The sequence below is a fragment of the Neptunicoccus cionae genome (assembly GCF_014643735.1).
Classification (GTDB): domain Bacteria; phylum Pseudomonadota; class Alphaproteobacteria; order Rhodobacterales; family Rhodobacteraceae; genus Amylibacter; species Amylibacter cionae.
Map to the genome: position 1 here is coordinate 746,817 of NZ_BMKA01000001.1, position 16,460 is coordinate 763,276.

The 16,460-nt window shown below is 54.7% G+C and carries 11 protein-coding genes and 1 tRNA gene; 8 read left to right on the forward strand and 4 right to left on the reverse strand.

Annotation, left to right across the window (positions count from 1 at the left end):
• Nucleotides 1–653 precede the first annotated feature (653 nt).
• Nucleotides 654–1,307, forward strand: coding sequence for a hypothetical protein (locus tag IEX10_RS03320; protein ID WP_188670870.1), 654 nt, complete (start codon nucleotides 654–656; stop codon nucleotides 1,305–1,307).
• Nucleotides 1,308–1,608: 301 nt separating this feature from the next.
• On the opposite strand, the gene IEX10_RS03325 is transcribed toward IEX10_RS03320, so the two are convergent.
• Both IEX10_RS03325 and IEX10_RS03330 read right to left on the reverse strand, forming a co-directional pair.
• A tRNA-Arg gene (locus IEX10_RS03325) sits at nucleotides 1,609–1,685 on the reverse strand.
• A gap of 102 nt (nucleotides 1,686–1,787) precedes the next feature.
• Nucleotides 1,788–2,384 carry a response regulator transcription factor gene (locus IEX10_RS03330; RefSeq protein WP_188670872.1) on the reverse strand — a complete coding sequence of 199 codons (597 nt, stop codon included), beginning with the start codon at nucleotides 2,382–2,384 and terminating at the stop codon, nucleotides 1,788–1,790.
• Nucleotides 2,385–2,436: 52 nt separating this feature from the next.
• Between IEX10_RS03330 and IEX10_RS03335 the strand changes: the two genes are divergently transcribed.
• Together IEX10_RS03335 and IEX10_RS20090 are read left to right on the forward strand one after the other, a co-directional pair.
• Nucleotides 2,437–4,434, forward strand: a complete 1,998-nt coding sequence (locus IEX10_RS03335; RefSeq protein ID WP_188670874.1) for a sensor histidine kinase — start codon at nucleotides 2,437–2,439, stop codon at nucleotides 4,432–4,434.
• A 135-nt stretch (nucleotides 4,435–4,569) separates the two neighbouring features.
• Entirely contained in the window at nucleotides 4,570–9,261 is a 4,692-nt protein-coding gene (locus tag IEX10_RS20090; protein ID WP_188670875.1) for a M10 family metallopeptidase C-terminal domain-containing protein, read from the forward strand.
• A gap of 272 nt (nucleotides 9,262–9,533) precedes the next feature.
• Here the strand turns inward: IEX10_RS20090 and IEX10_RS03345 are convergent, their stop codons facing one another.
• A complete protein-coding gene (locus IEX10_RS03345; RefSeq protein ID WP_188670878.1) occupies nucleotides 9,534–10,265 on the reverse strand; it encodes a FadR/GntR family transcriptional regulator in 732 nt (243 codons plus the stop codon).
• Between the two features lie 296 nt (nucleotides 10,266–10,561).
• On the opposite strand from IEX10_RS03345, the gene IEX10_RS03350 reads away from it, so the two are divergent.
• Genes IEX10_RS03350 through acuI form a run of 3 tightly spaced genes read left to right on the forward strand, consistent with a single transcriptional unit; the run spans nucleotide 10,562 to nucleotide 13,174 of the window.
• Entirely contained in the window at nucleotides 10,562–11,068 is a 507-nt protein-coding gene (locus tag IEX10_RS03350; protein WP_229678410.1) for a DinB family protein, read from the forward strand.
• Entirely contained in the window at nucleotides 11,068–12,171 is a 1,104-nt protein-coding gene (locus IEX10_RS03355; protein ID WP_188670880.1) for a dimethylsulfoniopropionate demethylase, read from the forward strand. The genes IEX10_RS03350 and IEX10_RS03355 overlap by 1 nt, the downstream gene beginning before the upstream one ends.
• 13 nt (nucleotides 12,172–12,184) lie before the next feature.
• On the forward strand, nucleotides 12,185–13,174 hold the full coding sequence (acuI, locus tag IEX10_RS03360; protein ID WP_188670882.1) for an acrylyl-CoA reductase (NADPH): 990 nt from the start codon (nucleotides 12,185–12,187) through the stop codon (nucleotides 13,172–13,174).
• Nucleotides 13,175–13,240: 66 nt separating this feature from the next.
• Here the strand turns inward: acuI and IEX10_RS03365 are convergent, their stop codons facing one another.
• Nucleotides 13,241–13,618, reverse strand: coding sequence for a VOC family protein (locus IEX10_RS03365; protein ID WP_188670884.1), 378 nt, complete (start codon nucleotides 13,616–13,618; stop codon nucleotides 13,241–13,243).
• A gap of 144 nt (nucleotides 13,619–13,762) precedes the next feature.
• On the opposite strand from IEX10_RS03365, the gene IEX10_RS03370 reads away from it, so the two are divergent.
• Nucleotides 13,763–14,986: an aminotransferase class V-fold PLP-dependent enzyme gene (locus tag IEX10_RS03370; protein ID WP_188670887.1), complete on the forward strand. Its 1,224-nt coding sequence runs from the start codon at nucleotides 13,763–13,765 to the stop codon at nucleotides 14,984–14,986.
• Nucleotides 14,987–15,020: 34 nt separating this feature from the next.
• Nucleotides 15,021–16,445, forward strand: coding sequence for a cryptochrome/photolyase family protein (locus IEX10_RS03375; protein ID WP_188670889.1), 1,425 nt, complete (start codon nucleotides 15,021–15,023; stop codon nucleotides 16,443–16,445).
• Nucleotides 16,446–16,460 lie beyond the last annotated feature (15 nt).

Genomic DNA, 16,460 nt, shown 5'->3' on the forward strand with positions numbered 1-16,460 from the left:
CCCTATTTGCGGTTTCAGTGCAGTCTTTGCCTGAGATCTTGAAGGGTCCGTTCCCGGACGATATCGAACTGTTTGGATGTTATCGCCTTAAACTACCTAGTAAGGTGTTTAGGAGTATAGGGGTTGTTCACAGCGCTGGGTTGAAGGCGATTGTGCAATCTCATGCGCCGCTACTGTTATTTTGAAATTCACTTTTAGTTTGTTGGATTCAAACACAGGACTATTGGGAAGTTATGAAAACAAACGAAGACGTGAGCGATATTTTAGTGGATAATGACCTTCGAACCTTCAGAAGTGAACGTGGCTATGCGGCTTACCCCGGGTTTCGATAAGGACTATAATAGCTCCGGTGACGAGGCGGGCACCGTCACCATTGAACATGATCGCCCATTCTTTAGAGGCAATTCGAATTATATCGCATGGAAGCCAAAGAGTTAGATGAATGCAAAAGCGTTCATTTGATGGGTTTGCACAAATGGTAGCAATGTCCTAGGTATCTGACAATTGTTCAGACTAAAAAACCGTTCGCAAACTGACCGTGGAGTTATAGAAAAACTCGCAAATGAAGTGGTCACACTTAATCAGATAGTTTTTCGGCTTAGCTAAGCTGTACTAACTTTCAATCAACTCACTCAAAACGCATCGGATCGCTCATGAGAAAAGGCTACGAAGAAATCCTTCACAACGCAGCGCAGGAAGTTGATTATGTCGCGGACTTTTTAGAGGAACTTACTTTGGTTGAAGAAACTCGGAAACTGTGGCGCGCTTGGTCAGGAATTCTTGACCACTACGCGAAAGCGGTCTCTGCTATGCGGCGTGCGACCGACCAAGGCAAATCAAAAGGTTGGTCCGATAAATTTCTAGCCGATCAGAAAAACGATCCTGTTCTTCAATATGCGTTTCAGTCAAGGGATCATGCATCCCACGTTTTCGAAGGTAAAAGAGAAGCGAACCCACGGACGGTTTCTGTGGGGGGGCTAGTTTCCCTATCTGGGAATTCGAGCGTGACCCTTTCAAACAATGTTATGGTGGGGGCGGATGGGAGCACACGTAAGCTTCCCGATGGCACTCTGGACACGAAAGACGGGCGGTATGTGGGAGGTTCTATCCCTAAATGGGCCGTAAATGAGCGAGAGCATTTTGTGATATTAAAAGATGTGAAGACGCGGAGTGGTGTTTGGTCCATCCCAAATCCAAGCACGCATCCGTCAAAGCAGGCGATAGAAATTGCTGAACATATCAATGACTGGCTGAAAGCAAAGCTGAGTGAGGCCAACGAAATAGCGAAGTTGGAAAAACCAAGATAACAAGAGATTGTTTTTCTGCTAAGCTTTCATTTTTCACTAATGGTTGTGAACGACCATTCTAGCTGAACCATCGCGTCTGCTTAGGGCTGCGAGCGGCCGTGATCGCGAATCCCTTTCGCCTAGGTTCAAGGGCTACCTTAAGGTCGCAGCGCTGAGTGCAATCAAAAAAAACTTCCCCATCCAATCCGAAGAAACTAGAAAATTTATTTCATGATACCAATCGCTGGTAACATTTGCCGAACTGGTGGTTAACCGGCCAAAATTCCCGCTCACTCGAAACCCACCAAGTCATTGATTTTAATGGTGCACCCGACACGATTCGAACGTGTGGCCTCTGCCTTCGGAGGGCAGCGCTCTATCCAGCTGAGCTACGGGTGCCTGAGGTGGGGGTATAGGGGGTTCTGATCGCAGGTTCAATTGGGTTTTTCAGGGTTTGCCGGTTTTTTTGTTTGAGGCATATACACAGGCAAGGCAGGTGCCTCAAATGTCGATCAGACCTTCCCGCACAGCGCGGATTAGCAGGCTAGCGGTGGAGTTGACGCCGAGTTTTCGCATTAGAGCAGTTCGGTGGCTGTCCACAGTTTTGGGGCTGATATTCAGACGTTCGGCGGATTTGGCGTTGGTCAGACCCATTGCGATGCACTTTAGGACCTCTGTTTCCCGATTGGAGAGTCCTTTCGAAACATACGCCTTGCCTAACTGAAGCTCGGTCACGGGGCATGCAGCGAACTCTCCAGCCAGAACGCGCTTGAAACCGGCGCAGAGCAGGGCCGGATCGGTGCTTTTTTGGAACAACCCGTGCACACCGGCATCGCGGAGCCGATGCAAAAGATCAACGCTAGGCGATCCCGTGACCAGCGCCGTTCGCGTGCCGGGCGACCAGCGGGACACCTCTAGAAAAACCTCTAGCCCGTTAGCGTCTGGCATTGCGTAATCCAGCACTAGAAGGTCAGGAGCCAGTTTTCGCGCCAATCCTATCGCTTCAAGCCCACTTGTACTGGTGCCTACAACTTCAAAACTTTTATGATCATGCAACACTTGCACCAGACCACCCACAGTGATCGCATGATCGTCCACAATGAGAACTCTACTGGCTATAATCTTAAGGTTTCCCTAATCTGGGCCTATTATGGCCGGAAAAAACTATCGATTTTTTAGTATTCTTTGCTTGATCTTATCCTGCCTTTTTGCAGGTTCTATTGCTACAGCCGAGCCTAGCAAGCCTTTCCTGCTTTCAAAAGCCCCTTTGGAGGCGGCAATGGTAGGGCATGTCGATTATTATCTGGACCACGCCAGGGTCTTAGGGATCGCCGAGGTGACAAGCGATCCTGTGCAAGGAGCATTTGAACCTTTAAAATCCAAAACGGCGGAGTTCGGTTACACAAAAGCTGCGATTTGGTTGCGATTCAGTGTTAAATCCTTGCCGGGTGCACCACAGGATTGGAGGTTGCATTTTCGAGAGAATTTTCTTCAAGTATTGGAAATGTATCAACTTTCCCCCCAAGGAAAGCCCGTCGTGCTGGAGCGGCATCGACCGGATTCGCCATTCTCAGATCGCTCAATTCGATACCCGGAACTGGTCGTCGCATTTGATATTCCACAAGGAGAAACCCATCAATTTTATCTAAAGTATCGCTCTGGCGGATCAAGTCAGCTTTCGTTCACAATTCGATCCCAGCAAGAATTCGATACTCTCGCAGCGCGAAAAACTGCCAAGAATTTTATCTATTATGGCATGCTGTTGTTGCTGATCCTGATCGCATTCGCGGCCTTTTTTGCCACGCATCAGGTGATTTTCGCTGCTTACAGCACCTTCGCGACGTTCGGGTTGCTATTCATCATGCACGCAGACGGGAATGCCTTTCAGTATCTTTGGCCGAGTTTACCTTTATTTAACGGGTACTCCTCTATCCTGCTTGGGACGGGCTTGATCGCTTCTGGTGCCAATTTCACGCGGCTTTTCCTGTCGACCCGTGATCACCATCCGTGGTTGGACAAAGTTCTGCTTGCGTTAATTTTCGGCGTTCTGGCCCTCGTCGTGTCAACTGTCGTGGTGGATACACAGCCGGTGAAAAAGTTACTGGTGTTATTGGCGCTTTGCGCTGCAATCCTGTTCACCCTGTCCGGTGTGATAGCAGCGCGCAAACGGTTTAAGGAGGTCCGTTTTTTTGCAATAGCCTGGTTCGGGGCTGTTATTTCCAGCGGAATTATGACGTCTCGTCACTGGTTCGGGATAGAAATTTCGGAGGAAGTGCAATTCGATAGCATGCGCATCGTTTTTGTCATGGACGCGGCCCTGATGGGGGCGGCAATTCTGGACCGGTTTAATCAGTTGCGGCAAGCCCGTGCAGACGCGCTGCAGCTAAGCCTGAGCGAGGCTGAAAGGAACCTGAAAATTTCCCGTCGGTTGCGTGATCTTGAGACCCGTTACGCGATGGCGCTAAAATTCGCGGAAAGCTCTAACCAGCGGATCGCGGACACGGTACATGACATAAGGCAACCACTCCACGCGCTGCGTTTGAACATTCAACAGATGGTGGACGGGCAGGGCCGGGGCGCGCGGCGTGATACAGCTGGCCAGATTGAAGAGACATTTACCTACCTAGAAGAACTTGTGTCACAAAAGTTGAACATTAGCGTTGAGGAATGGGAGTTGGATGCTTCCAAACCGAAGCAAGAAACTGTTGCAATAGGGGAGGTCCTACGCAATGTGCATGAAATGTTTGCGCCGGATGCGGCTGCCAAGGGCGTTTCTCTTCGCTCTGTGCCAAGCCAAGCCCAGGTCGTGCTGCCACCGCTTGATTTGATGCGCATTGTGACAAACCTCGTATCTAATGGTATAAAGTACACTCCGAAAGGTAAGGTGCTTTTCGGGGTGCGGCGGCACAAAAGTGCTTTGTGGTTGCACGTATACGACAGGGGCAGCGGCCTGTCGCCAGAGGCGTTGAACCACATGAGGCTGCGCGCGGTGCGTGGAGATACAGCCATGAGTACTGAAGGGCACGGATTGGGGCTGTCTATCGTGCAATCGCTGGTCGAAAAGCACGGTTTGCGCTTGCGGACACGCCTTTTGAAGGGTGGCGGAAGTTGCGTTTCGGTCCTGCTGGAGCTCGCGCACATGCAATAAACTGCGAAAAATGGGGTGATCACCTGATACACGCCGAACTCGTTTAAGGTTAACCTAAGGGAAGGTGCGAAATTTCTGTGCCGGATTTTAGCTATTTAAACGGGGCATTGGCCCAAACGTATTAGGAGATGACCGATGGGTGCCGGAGCAGAGCTATTCGCCTTTGACGAAAATTTGGAAGAAACCCGGAAAAACGTGATCGAGGCCCGCTCTGAGGTGCGTGAAATCCGGAAGGATGTAAAACTCGCGCGGCAAGCGTTGGAATACGCGACTAAAATCGAAAAACAGGCGGATGATTTCGGCAAGCAAGTGGATGCCATGCTTTTGTCCGTCAAGATCATGGGTAATGCGGGGCCGCTGAAGTCGGTTGCCAAAGTCGCCAAAATTGTTTTGGAAAAAGTGAAATCGGTTTCAGACAAGCTGGAAGATAAAGCCCGTGATCTGCGGATCAAGATCGAAGACGGCGAGTATATCGAAAAACTCAAGAACGCGGAAAAGAAGCTCTCAGCACTTGAGACAAAGATGCTTAACGTGGCGATCAAAGTCTATGAGGTAGAGGCCTCCACAGCTGAGATGATCGACACCTTTGAAACAGTAGACGAGGTGGACGGGCCGGAATATGACACGCTCAAGCCGCTGTCGGACACTGCGGAGGTGTTTGTCGAACCGCTCAACGACGTGCTTGAGACGCTGAACGGAACTTATAACAGCTTGAAGGACGAATTGGACAATTTTACCACAGCGTTCAAGGTGGGGGGACTGAACGCATTGGTGGCTGTGGCAGGGAAGTTCCAGCAGGTTGCCGACAGCCTTTCGTTCCTAAAAAAACCGTTAGAGATCGTGTATTCCAAGTTGAAACCGATCGAACCTATCCTTGATGCAATAGGCTTTATTTTCAAGATCACGGTAGAGCCAGTGCTCAACTGGATTATGGACAAGACGGGCATTAACACATTGCTGGAAAAACTGGCTGACAAGATCTCCTCGGCATTGCCGGACGCGGATGCCTTGAACGGGTTAGAAGCCAAGATTGACGCTGTTTTTGAAAAGTTCGGAGAGCTTGGTAATCTGGTCACGCTGGACGGTTGGGATCTGGATCTGGACGGTTTTCTGGATGATTTTATCTCTCGCGTATTTGACGAATTTGGCAATGATCCGTCCGACCGCCTGATCCTTGGGACCGAAGGCGCGGATGATTTGCATGGCACGGACTCCGCGGATGTAATCAATGCGCGCGCTGGGAATGACACGGTGACAGCGGGTGCCGGGAACGATCTGATATTCGCTACACAGGGCAACGATACAATTTATGGAGGCGCCGGAGACAAGGACAGCCTGCGCTTTTCCGGTGGGCTGTCTGAATATTCCTTTTTCAGCACCGAGGATGGTGCAGGCATCGTCTTTTTCCATCAAAACCCTGCGAACGCGTATCTGACGCATGGTTACGAAACCGTTTATGGTGTGGAAGATTTTTATTTCGGGCTCGACCATTTCACCTTCACCGAGCTGATTGAGAACGTAAAAGTCGCAGAAAACGCGTTGTTGGAAGGTACTCCGGAGAACGATTTCCTGTACGGCGGCCGTTTTTCGACAACGATTTACGGATTTGAAAAGGACGACCGTATCACCGGTTCCGCCTTTGTTGATACGCTTTATGGTGGCCTTGGCGATGACGTTTTTGTTGCGAGCGGCGGGGCGGATCAGGTCTTTGGCGGCGCAGGCAATGATACATGGCTATTTGCTGTTGATCCAGATGGCAGTTCCACTGTTGTTGCCGATCTGGCCGAAGGCACCGCCTGGGACGGGCGCGCCCATGACACGTTAACTGGGATCGAAAACATCATTATGCGGGATTCTCGTACTGTCCGTCTGCGCGGCGACGAACTCGACAACCGTTTGGTTGGCAATGACGGTGATGACTACATTGATGGAAGAGAAGGGGATGACCGTATTTTCGGCGGCGACGGTAAGGACGTGCTGGTCGGCGGTCTTGGCCAGGACAGCCTTTTCGGAGGGGAGCATTTTGACCAATTGGTGGGCGGTGGCACACCGGTTGACGGACAGGGCGATTTCTTTGATGGCGGAGAAGGCAACGACTGGCTGACCTACACTCCAACGGCGATCCGGTATGGATCATTCGAGCGCGTGGACCCCCAGCCTGATACCGGTAGCTTGCGGATATACGGGGGAGAAGGACGGGTGGAGCATCTGGACACAGATGGCAGCCTTCTGGCATTCGATACATTTGTAAGCATTTCCAAAGTGACCGGGGGCGCGCAGGCTGATACACTTTACGGAGCATCGAGCCCTGACAATATGAGCGTTCAAATCGACGGGGGCGGGGGCGACGATGTTCTTTTCTCCAACGGTGCGCCGCTGGTTGCTGGCGGTGACGGGGATGATCTGATCCAGCTGACCATGCCTGATACCATCTATAACGGCACCAACTTTGATGGGGGCAGGGGATATGACACCCTGGACACCCGCATGTTGGACGAGGTGCGGTTTTACCTGCGCAAGGTCGGTTCTATCGGCTCTAGTTTCCGTGGTTTTGATGCCTCGGAAAGCAGTGAGTTGGGGGTAGAGGACGATCTGGCGGAAACCTATGCTTCCCAGTTGTTTAGTGGCACATTCAACGGGATTGAACGTCTGTACCTCGGCGATTTCGCGGATGAAGTGCAGCTGCTGGGCAACGAACGGATGACGATCTATGGCGGGGGTGGGAACGACATTTTAATCCGTGATCCTTCGACGGATGGATCAACCTTCGGCGTGCTTTATGGCGGCGCTGGCGACGATTACATGCGCCTTCGGGATTACGGCTACTTGTTTGGCGGCGGGGGTAAAGACACGATGGTGATTGCCTCCGGTGGCAGCGGCAATGACATGACGGTCGATGGCGGTGCGGATGATGACCTTATTCAGATCCAGCGCTTTCGGGGCGATATTCTGGGCGGCGACGGTTACGATCGCATGCACTTTGATCTGAGCAGCCATTCCACCGCGCCGCGTATCGTGAACGTCGATCTAGAAGCTGGAACGGTTCTCGCTGAAGGCGGAAGCAATGAGATCACGGCCACGGTTTCGGGCGTTGAGGAACTGATTGGGAATGATTTCGCCGACCGTTCCGACCGGTTTTATGGCACCTCCGGATCTGAACGGTTTGTCGGGCTTGACGGGAGCGACCTGCTCGACGGGCGTGGGGGTAACGACCAGCTTTTCGGCGGGTTAGGGATTGACCGGCTTTATGGCGGGGACGGGGATGACCTGCTGCACGGGGGCGGCGGGAATGATACGCTTTACGGCGGGGGCGGACGGGATACGGCGTCCTATGATACGGCCGTGCCGGACACGACGTCGGGGGATGTGAAAGCAGCCAATTTCGGTGCAATTACCGCCAATTTGGTGGATGGCACTGTGTCCGGGGCCCACGGCACCGACAGGCTTTTCGAGATCGAAAACCTGATTGGCACCAACCTTGGGGATACGATCACCGGTTCAGAGGAAAGCAACGGCTTCACTGGCGGCAATGGCGATGATTTGCTCTATGGTGCCGGGGGCGATGATATACTGAACGTCGGGCTGGGCAATGACACTGCCTATGGTGGCGCGGGCGACGATGTCTTCACGCTTGATGGTGGGAATAACAGCTTTTACGGTGGCGCAGGGGAAGACACGCTTGAATTGGGTTCGAATTCCGGCAGCATCCGGCTGACATTTGCTAGCGAAACATACGAGGCGATCCTGCGCGCCGACGTTCCGGTCTGGCAGGATACTGGCAGTAGCGAGCCGCGGATTTATAACGGAGTATCCCTGACACCGCAGGACATTCTGGAAACCGGCCATCCCTTTGCGAATGAAGCCGGTGATCTGACACGGGTGTTGCCCGCGCTCGACGAAGCAGAATCCGGCGCCTTCCAGATCAGGTTGGACAATATGCTCGTCCCTGCGGTGGACGGCGTGTTCCAAAGTATCGAGGCTGTCACAGGTGGCACTGGCAGAATCATCCTGGACCTGTGGCGGGCGGAGAGTGTTCAGACCTATGACGGGAGCGCAGGGCGCAAAGATACTCTCGATTTTGGCGCGTTCGAGACGGGACTATCCTATGATATGCGCAGCGGCGAGTCCGATAGCGCCTATCTGGCGGGGGATAAGCTGTCCGGCATCGACATAGTGAAGGGCAGCGGTTTTGCGGATCAATTCACCGGCGATCTCAGGGGGAATGAAATTTACGGGCGCGGTGGTGCGGATGTGCTTTTGGGGCTGAACGGTAAGGACGCGCTGTTTGGCAATGGCGGTGATGACAATCTGAGCGCTGGAAAAGGCAACGATCTGCTGCGCGGTGGCGGTGGTCGAGATGAACTGTCGGGCGGGAAAGGCGCGGATGTTCTGCGCGGAGAGAAGGGCCGCGATATGCTATTGGGCAACGGTGGCGCTGATCTTCTTGTCGGTGGCACCGGGGGGGACAAACTGCAAGGTGGGCTTGGGAAAGATGTTCTGATCGGCGGACTGGGGCGCGATGTGATGAGCGGTGGCAAGGGTGCGGATATATTCGCGTTCAAAGATATCGCGGACACCACGACATCTGCTGTGGATAAAATCACCGACTTCGGGCGCGGTCAGGATAGGATTGACCTCTCCGGGCTCGATGGCAGTTTTAACTTCCTTGGTAAGTCGGATTTTACCGGAAGGGCGCAAGAGGTGAATTTCTCAAGAAGCGACGGAGATTTGATTGTGAAGATCGACGCGGACGGGGACGGGGCGGCGGATATGAAGCTTGTCCTTGCCGGTTTTTCTGGATTGAACGGCGGGGACTTCATCCTTTAGTCCCTGTTACTAAAATTTGTATCTAAGTTCATGTACAGCCCTCTGATCGCTTGGTCAGGGGGCTTTGCTATGTCGGCATTCTGCCGCAGATGCGCTCTGACCCGGGGGGAAGTTACCAACTCCTTAATCCAGAAGCTTCATATTTGAAGCTTGATATAAGACGCATCTTATAAGACGCTTCATATATGCAGGGTGATAATTTCCGAGCACCTGCAAACGCAGTGAAAAAATAGAAGATTTTATGAGCCGTCACCTAACTTGGCGTATATTCGTTAACCGGTCTTGCAGCGCATGCGCGCCACTTCGCGGGCCAGCTCCAACGTGTGATCGGCCAGCTGCTCCAGCACTGCTTGGGTTGTCGCGTCGTCCTGCGCCTCTAACGCATCGGCGATCCGCGTGTGCAGCTCGACAATCTTCTCCCGTTTGCGTGCTGTAAAGGTGATCATATTCATCAACGGTTCAATCGCCTCGACTGCGCCAGCCAGTTGATAGGACATCACCGGATTGCCCGCTGCATCCACCAACGCGCGGTGAAAGGCCACGTCCGAGGCGCAAAAGCCCTCGTCGCTCAGACCAGGCTGGGATTGACGGTGGATTTCGGCCCGCATCGCTGCCAGTTGATCCGGTGTGCGGCGCTGGGCGGCAAGGGCAACACAGGCCTGCTCCATCGCAAACCGTGCTTCGCAAGCGGTTTCAAAGCTCACAGCGTTCATTGAAAGCAGCAGCGTAGAGGTCGTGATTTGCTGTCCATAGGCGTCTTCAAAGCTTAGCCGGTTCACAAAGGCCCCGCCGGATGCACCGCGCTGTGTGCGGATCAAGTTTTGTGCCGCCAACCGCTTCAAGGCTTCACGGACGGTCGGGCGCGAGACTTGAAATTGTTCGCATAAATCGCTCTCTGAAGGCAGGCGCTGGTCTACGATCAAGCTGCCCTCCATAATGCCATCCCGAATGGCCTGCGCAATCTGTGCTGAAAGTTCCTGTGCCTGGTCCAGTTCGTACTTCATCGCTTGCCTGTTTTCGCCTTTGTCCGATTGTCGGAATTAATTGTCTGACATATGGAGAAATTAATTGTCAGACATTTAAAACTCCCGTAGACGCAATGTACCCGAAAGCCGCGGTTTCACAAGGGTGGAGCAGCCAAATCCAGTCAGCAGGTGCGATGTGTTCGATCTTTTCCATCATCTGATCCGTCCGATCCATCGGCTGTTATTAAACGCGGCGAAGCCGCTCGGCGGTGTTCCGGTCCGTACTTACAATCCATGCAACCTATGACAGGTTTTTTCGTTCGGGGAGGGACGATATGGTAATGACAGTAGACTGGCTGCGCATGATGGCGCGCTATAATGAATGGCAGAATGGCTGGATGGTTCCGGCTGCTGCCACGCTGACAGATGCGCAGCGGCTGCAGGATCGGGGTGCGTTCTTCGGCTCGATCAGCGCTACGCTTTGTCATATTCTTTGGGCGGATACCCTTTGGATGTCCCGCTTTGACGGCGGGGCAGGTCCCACAGTGCCGGGCGCGCAAAGCACCGAATACCACAAGGATTGGGACAGCTTTTGCACGCAACGCAAACTGACGGACCAACGTATCGTGGATTGGGTCGCGGGCCTTTCGGACGGCGATATGTCTGGCTCCATCACGTGGTTCTCCGGTTTAAAGCAATCGGATATCTCGCAAGCTAAATCCCTGATTTACACCCATCTGTTCAACCACCAGACCCACCACCGCGGACAGGTGCACGCCATGCTGACCCAAGCTGGTGTGAAAACCGCTGATACAGATCTCGTCTTTATGGAGTCCGCCTAATGGCCCTATTGTCCCAATCCCGCCGCCTGCGTCGCACACCGTTTTCCGAAGGTGTCGAGGCCGCCGGTGTCAAAGCCTATACCATCTATAACCACATGCTGTTGCCCACGGTGTTCCGCTCGGTCACAGAAGATTACCACCACCTTAAGTCCGCCGTGCAAATCTGGGATGTGGCCTGTGAACGGCAGGTGGAACTGCGTGGTCCGGATGCGGCGCGGTTGATGCAGATGTTGACGCCCCGCGACCTGCGCACCATGAAGGAAGGCCAGTGTTTCTATGTGCCGATCGTGGATGAAACCGGCGGTATGCTGAACGATCCGGTGGCGGTAAAACTGGCCGAGGACCGCTGGTGGATTTCCATTGCCGACAGCGATCTTCTTTACTGGGTTAAGGGAATTGCGAACGGCTGGCGGCTGGATGTTCTGGTGGATGAACCGGATGTATCACCACTCGCCGTTCAGGGGCCGAAGGCGGACGAATTGATGGCGCGGGTCTTTGGGGACAGCGTTAAAGATGTGCGCTTCTTCCGCTATGGATTGTTCGAGTTTCAGGGCCGCAAGTTGGTAGTGGCGCGGTCCGGTTATTCCAAACAGGGGGGCTATGAAATCTATGTTGAAGGCAGCGACATCGGCATGCCGTTGTGGAACGCGCTGATGGAAGCGGGGCGCGATCTTGACGTGCACGCCGGATGCCCCAACCTCATTGAACGGATCGAAAGCGGGCTTCTGTCCTATGGCAATGACATGACGGATGACAACACACCCCATGAATGCGGGCTGGGACGGTTCTGCGATACCCATGACGCCATCGGTTGCATCGGGCGGGACGCGCTGCTGCGAGTGGCTAAAGAAGGGCCAGTGCAGCAGATACGCCCCATGGCGATAGAAGGCGCTGCGGTTCCAGGTTGTGATCGCTGGTGGCCGCTGCTGGCCGGAGAGAAAAGGGTCGGTCGGGTGTCCTCGGCTGCTTGGTCGCCGGATTTTGAGACGAACGTGGCCATTGCAATGGTGCGAATGACCCATTGGGACGCGGGCACTGCGCTGCGCGTCCAGACACCGGACGGGATGCGCGATGCAACCGTTCTGGAAGGTTTCTGGAATTAAAGAGGAGAATGATATGTTCAATGCACTGATCGTGGAAAAAGACGACGAGGGTAAAACCTCTGCCTCGGTACAACAAATCGGCGAAGACCGTCTGCCTGATGGCGAAGTCACCGTTGCGGTGGAATATTCCACTGTGAATTACAAGGATGGTTTGTGTCTTGGGCCGGGCGGGGGGCTGGTACGGAATTACCCGCATATTCCGGGCATCGACTTTGCCGGTACTGTCGAATCCTCGGATGATCCCCGCTACAAGGCTGGCGACAAGGTGGTTTTGACCGGTTGGCGCGTCGGTGAAGCTCATTGGGGCGGATATTCCCAGAAGGCCCGCGTCAAGGCGGATTGGCTGGTGCCATTGCCTGACGGGTTGGATGCAAAACAGGCTATGGCCGTCGGGACTGCGGGTTTCACTGCTATGCTGTCTGTTATGGCGCTGGAAGACCACGGTCTGACGCCGGGCAATGGTCCGGTTCTGGTAACGGGTGCTGCCGGTGGCGTGGGTTCTGTTGCGACAGCAATCCTTGCCAACCTCGGCTATGAGGTCGCGGCGGTTACGGGGCGTCCTGAAACCGAGGATTACCTTAAATCCCTTGGTGCGACCCAGATCGTCCCGCGTGCGGAATTGAACGAAACCACCAAACGCCCGCTTGAAGGCGAAACATGGTCCGGTTGTGTAGATGCGGTGGGCGGCGAAATGCTGGCGCGCGTACTGGGCCAGATGAAATACGGTGCGTCTGTTGCGGCGGTCGGTCTGGCGGGGGGCGCGAAACTGCCAGCCACGGTGATTCCGTTCCTGCTGCGCGGTGTGAACCTGCTTGGCATCGACAGCGTGATGCAGCCCTATGACAACCGCCTGCGCGCATGGGAGCGGGTGGCCAAAGACCTGCCGATGGACAAACTCGAAGCGATGATCCAGCCGGCAACTCTGTCCGATCTGCCCCAACTGGGCGAGGATATCCTCAAAGGTCAAGTTAAAGGCCGTGTTCTGGTTGACGTGAACGGCTGATCCGGAACAACAGTTCCATGATCGCAAAGCAATGGCCCCGTCGCATCTGACGGGGCCATTGGCGTTTTAGAGGCGCTCGAACATGCCGACAGAATTTCCGTCAGGGTCAAGCGTATAGGCAAAGCGGCCTGCGGGGATGGTGATCGGCTCTGACAGGACCTGACCGCCAGCCTCTGCCACGCGGCCCAGTGTTTGTTCCAGCCCGCCCTTCACAGCAAGATGGATCGTCGGGCCTGTGCCCCTTGGCGCTGGGGTTCCCGGATAAATGTGTCCGCTTGCCGCCGGTCCGTCGGCATCAACCGGAAAGGTGGCGGTGGGGTTTGGACCGGACTCGTCCAGCGTAAGATCGACCCCTGTGACGGCGCCGTAGTATTTTATCGCGCGGTCCATATCGGTGGTGGGAATTTCGGCCCAGACGAGCGCGTTTTCTGTAGTGGATGACATGGCAATTTCTCCTGTGTTTAATTGCTGGGTTAAGCATAGACCCATGCTCCTGACAGCAAGCGGCAACAACTTCGACGCGGTTCCAGCTTGACCCGCTGCACGGTCTACGGCACTGCTAAGGCTAAGGAATTTGGGAGCAAAAATATGACCTTGGACAATGATTTTATCCGCAGCCAGTTTCCGGCTTTTTCACAAGCCGCACTGGACGGGCAGGCTTTTTTTGAGAACGCGGGCGGGTCTTATACTTGCGGTCAGGTGATCGACCGGCTGACCCGATTTTATACTGAACGCAAAGTCCAGCCTTACGGCCCATACGAGGCTTCTGAACTGGCCGGAGCCGAGATGGACGAGGCTCGAAAACGTCTTGCCGGTATACTCGGGGTGGCCACGCATGAGCTGTCTTTTGGTCCGTCCACCACGCAGAATACCTATGTGTTGGCGCAGGCCTTTGGTCAATGGCTGAAGGAAGGGGATGCGATCATCGTCACCAATCAGGACCACGAGGCCAACACTGGTCCTTGGCGCCGTCTGGCCGATCGCGGAATTGAGGTGCGCGAATGGTGCGTTGACAGCGAAACCGGATCTTTGTCGTTGGACGATCTGGGCGCGCTTCTTGATGATAAGGTCAAACTGCTGTGCTTTCCTCATTGTTCAAACGTGGTTGGGGAAATCAATCCGGTGCGCGAAATCTGCGCAATCGCACGGGATGCTGGGATTTACACCTGCGTGGACGGGGTCAGCTATGCGCCCCACGGCCTGCCTAATGTCGGGGCGCTCGGGCCGGATGTCTATCTGTTCTCCAGCTACAAAACCTACGGTCCCCATCAAGGGATTATGGTGATGCGCGAAGGTCTGGGAATGGAGCTGCCCAATCAGGCCCACTATTTCAACGCAGATGTGCTGTACAAACGGTTCACGCCATCAGGACCGGACCACGCCCAAGTGGCGGCCTGTGCAGGGATCGCGGATTACATTGATGCGGTCTACGCCCATCACGGCGGTGTTGATGCCCGCGCTGCGACACGGGGCGAAGCCGTGCATGATCTGATGCGCAATTACGAAAGCGAGTTGTTGCAACCGCTTCTGGATTATTTGGGCGACAAGAACTCTGTACGTCTGATTGGCCCGCGCAACGCCTCGGCCAAGGCGCCGACGGTGGCGATGCGTTCACACAAAAGCGGGCTGCAACTTGCTGAAGAACTCGCCCCGATGGGTATCAACGCAGGCGGCGGCGATTTCTACGGCGTGCGCTGTTTGAAGGGGCTTGGAATTGATCCCGAACACGGCGTTTTGCGGGTCAGTTTCGTCCATTACACCTCAAAAGCCGAAGTCGATAAATTGATTGACGCTTTGGACCGCGTTTTGTGATCCATTTAGCAGGAATAAGCGTATTGTTTCTGCTATGAAAAAACCTGCTCCTACTCTGTGGTGGGTCAGACGCGATTTCCGTCTGGCCGACAACCCTGCGCTGGCCCATGCGATTGCATCGGGCGGGCCGGTCGTGCCTGTGTTCATCCATGACGATAGCGTCGCCAATCTGGGGGCCGCGCCGAAATGGCGGCTCGGGCTTGGGTTGGAAGCGCTCGCCGCCTCGCTGGAGGATGCGGGCAGCCGTCTGATCCTGCGCAAAGGGGATGCGCTGGACGTGCTGCGAGACCTTATTGCCCAAACCGGTGCAAAGTCCGTCACATGGTCCCACGCCTATGTTCCTGATGCGATCGAGCGGGATACCAAGGTTAAGGCAGCTTTAACAGATGACGGGATCGCCGCAGAAAGCTGCGCGGGGCATTTGCTGTTTGAACCGTGGCAGGTCGAGACAAAAGCTGGCGGATTTTACAAGGTCTACACCCCATTCTGGCGCGCCGCGCGGGATATTCCAGTGGCGGCCTGTCTGCCAGCTCCAACAGAAATAGCTGCCCCGCAGGACTGGCCCCACAGCGATAACCTTGCAGATTGGAAGCTGGGGGAAGCAATGAGCCGCGGCGCTGATGTAGTTCGCGCTTACGCCTGCGTCGGCGAAGCCGCAGCCGAGCAGCGCTTGGCCGATTTCCTTGATGGTCCGATTGAGGATTACCGCGAAGGGCGGGATTTCCCGTCGCGAAACGTGACTTCCGGCCTGTCAGAAAACCTTACCTACGGGGAAATTGCCCCGCGCCGGTTGTGGCATGCAGGACGGCAGGCGCTGGAACAGGGTGCAGCAGGGGCAGAACACTTTTTGAAAGAGGTTGTCTGGCGCGAGTTTGCCTATCACCTTGCCTACCACACCCCCCGTATGCTGACCCGAAGCTGGCGTGAGGAATGGGAGGATTTCAACTGGCGCGGCGACAATGACGACGCCGAAAAATGGCGGCGCGGCATGACCGGTGAACCGATGGTCGATGCCGCCATGCGCGAACTTTATACCACCGGCACCATGCACAACCGCTCACGGATGATTGCGGGGTCTTATCTGACGAAACACCTGCTGACGGATTGGCGTGTGGGGCAAGCGTGGTTTGAACAAACCCTGATCGACTGGGATCCGGCCTCTAACGCGATGGGCTGGCAATGGGTGGCGGGCAGCGGGCCGGATGCGTCACCGTTTTTCCGCGTCTTCAATCCCGAAACCCAAGCCGAAAAATTCGACGGGTCGCAGAACTACCGTGATCTCCACCTGAAAGGCGGGGAGGACGAGGAGGGGCGCAACCCTGCAGAGGATTTCTACCGTGCAATCCCGAAGTCGTGGAATATCACCGACAAAACCCCGCGACCGGATCGCATAATCTCTTTGAAAGAGGGCCGCGAGCGTGCGTTAGCCGCCTATAAAGGCGCAAAAGAACAAGGATAAAACCTTGGTTAACAA

Excerpts from the sequence above, each read along its gene's own strand:
- IEX10_RS03320 (WP_188670870.1), top strand. The coding sequence starts at position 654 with ATGAGAAAAGGCTACGAAGAAATCCTTCACAACGCAGCGCAGGAAGTT.
- IEX10_RS03335 (WP_188670874.1), top strand. The coding sequence starts at position 2,437 with ATGGCCGGAAAAAACTATCGATTTTTTAGTATTCTTTGCTTGATCTTA.
- IEX10_RS20090 (WP_188670875.1), top strand. The coding sequence starts at position 4,570 with ATGGGTGCCGGAGCAGAGCTATTCGCCTTTGACGAAAATTTGGAAGAA.
- IEX10_RS03345 (WP_188670878.1), bottom strand. The coding sequence starts at position 10,265 with ATGAAGTACGAACTGGACCAGGCACAGGAACTTTCAGCACAGATTGCG.
- IEX10_RS03350 (WP_229678410.1), top strand. The coding sequence starts at position 10,562 with ATGGTAATGACAGTAGACTGGCTGCGCATGATGGCGCGCTATAATGAA.
- IEX10_RS03355 (WP_188670880.1), top strand. The coding sequence starts at position 11,068 with ATGGCCCTATTGTCCCAATCCCGCCGCCTGCGTCGCACACCGTTTTCC.
- acuI (WP_188670882.1), top strand. The coding sequence starts at position 12,185 with ATGTTCAATGCACTGATCGTGGAAAAAGACGACGAGGGTAAAACCTCT.
- IEX10_RS03365 (WP_188670884.1), bottom strand. The coding sequence starts at position 13,618 with ATGTCATCCACTACAGAAAACGCGCTCGTCTGGGCCGAAATTCCCACC.
- IEX10_RS03370 (WP_188670887.1), top strand. The coding sequence starts at position 13,763 with ATGACCTTGGACAATGATTTTATCCGCAGCCAGTTTCCGGCTTTTTCA.
- IEX10_RS03375 (WP_188670889.1), top strand. The coding sequence starts at position 15,021 with ATGAAAAAACCTGCTCCTACTCTGTGGTGGGTCAGACGCGATTTCCGT.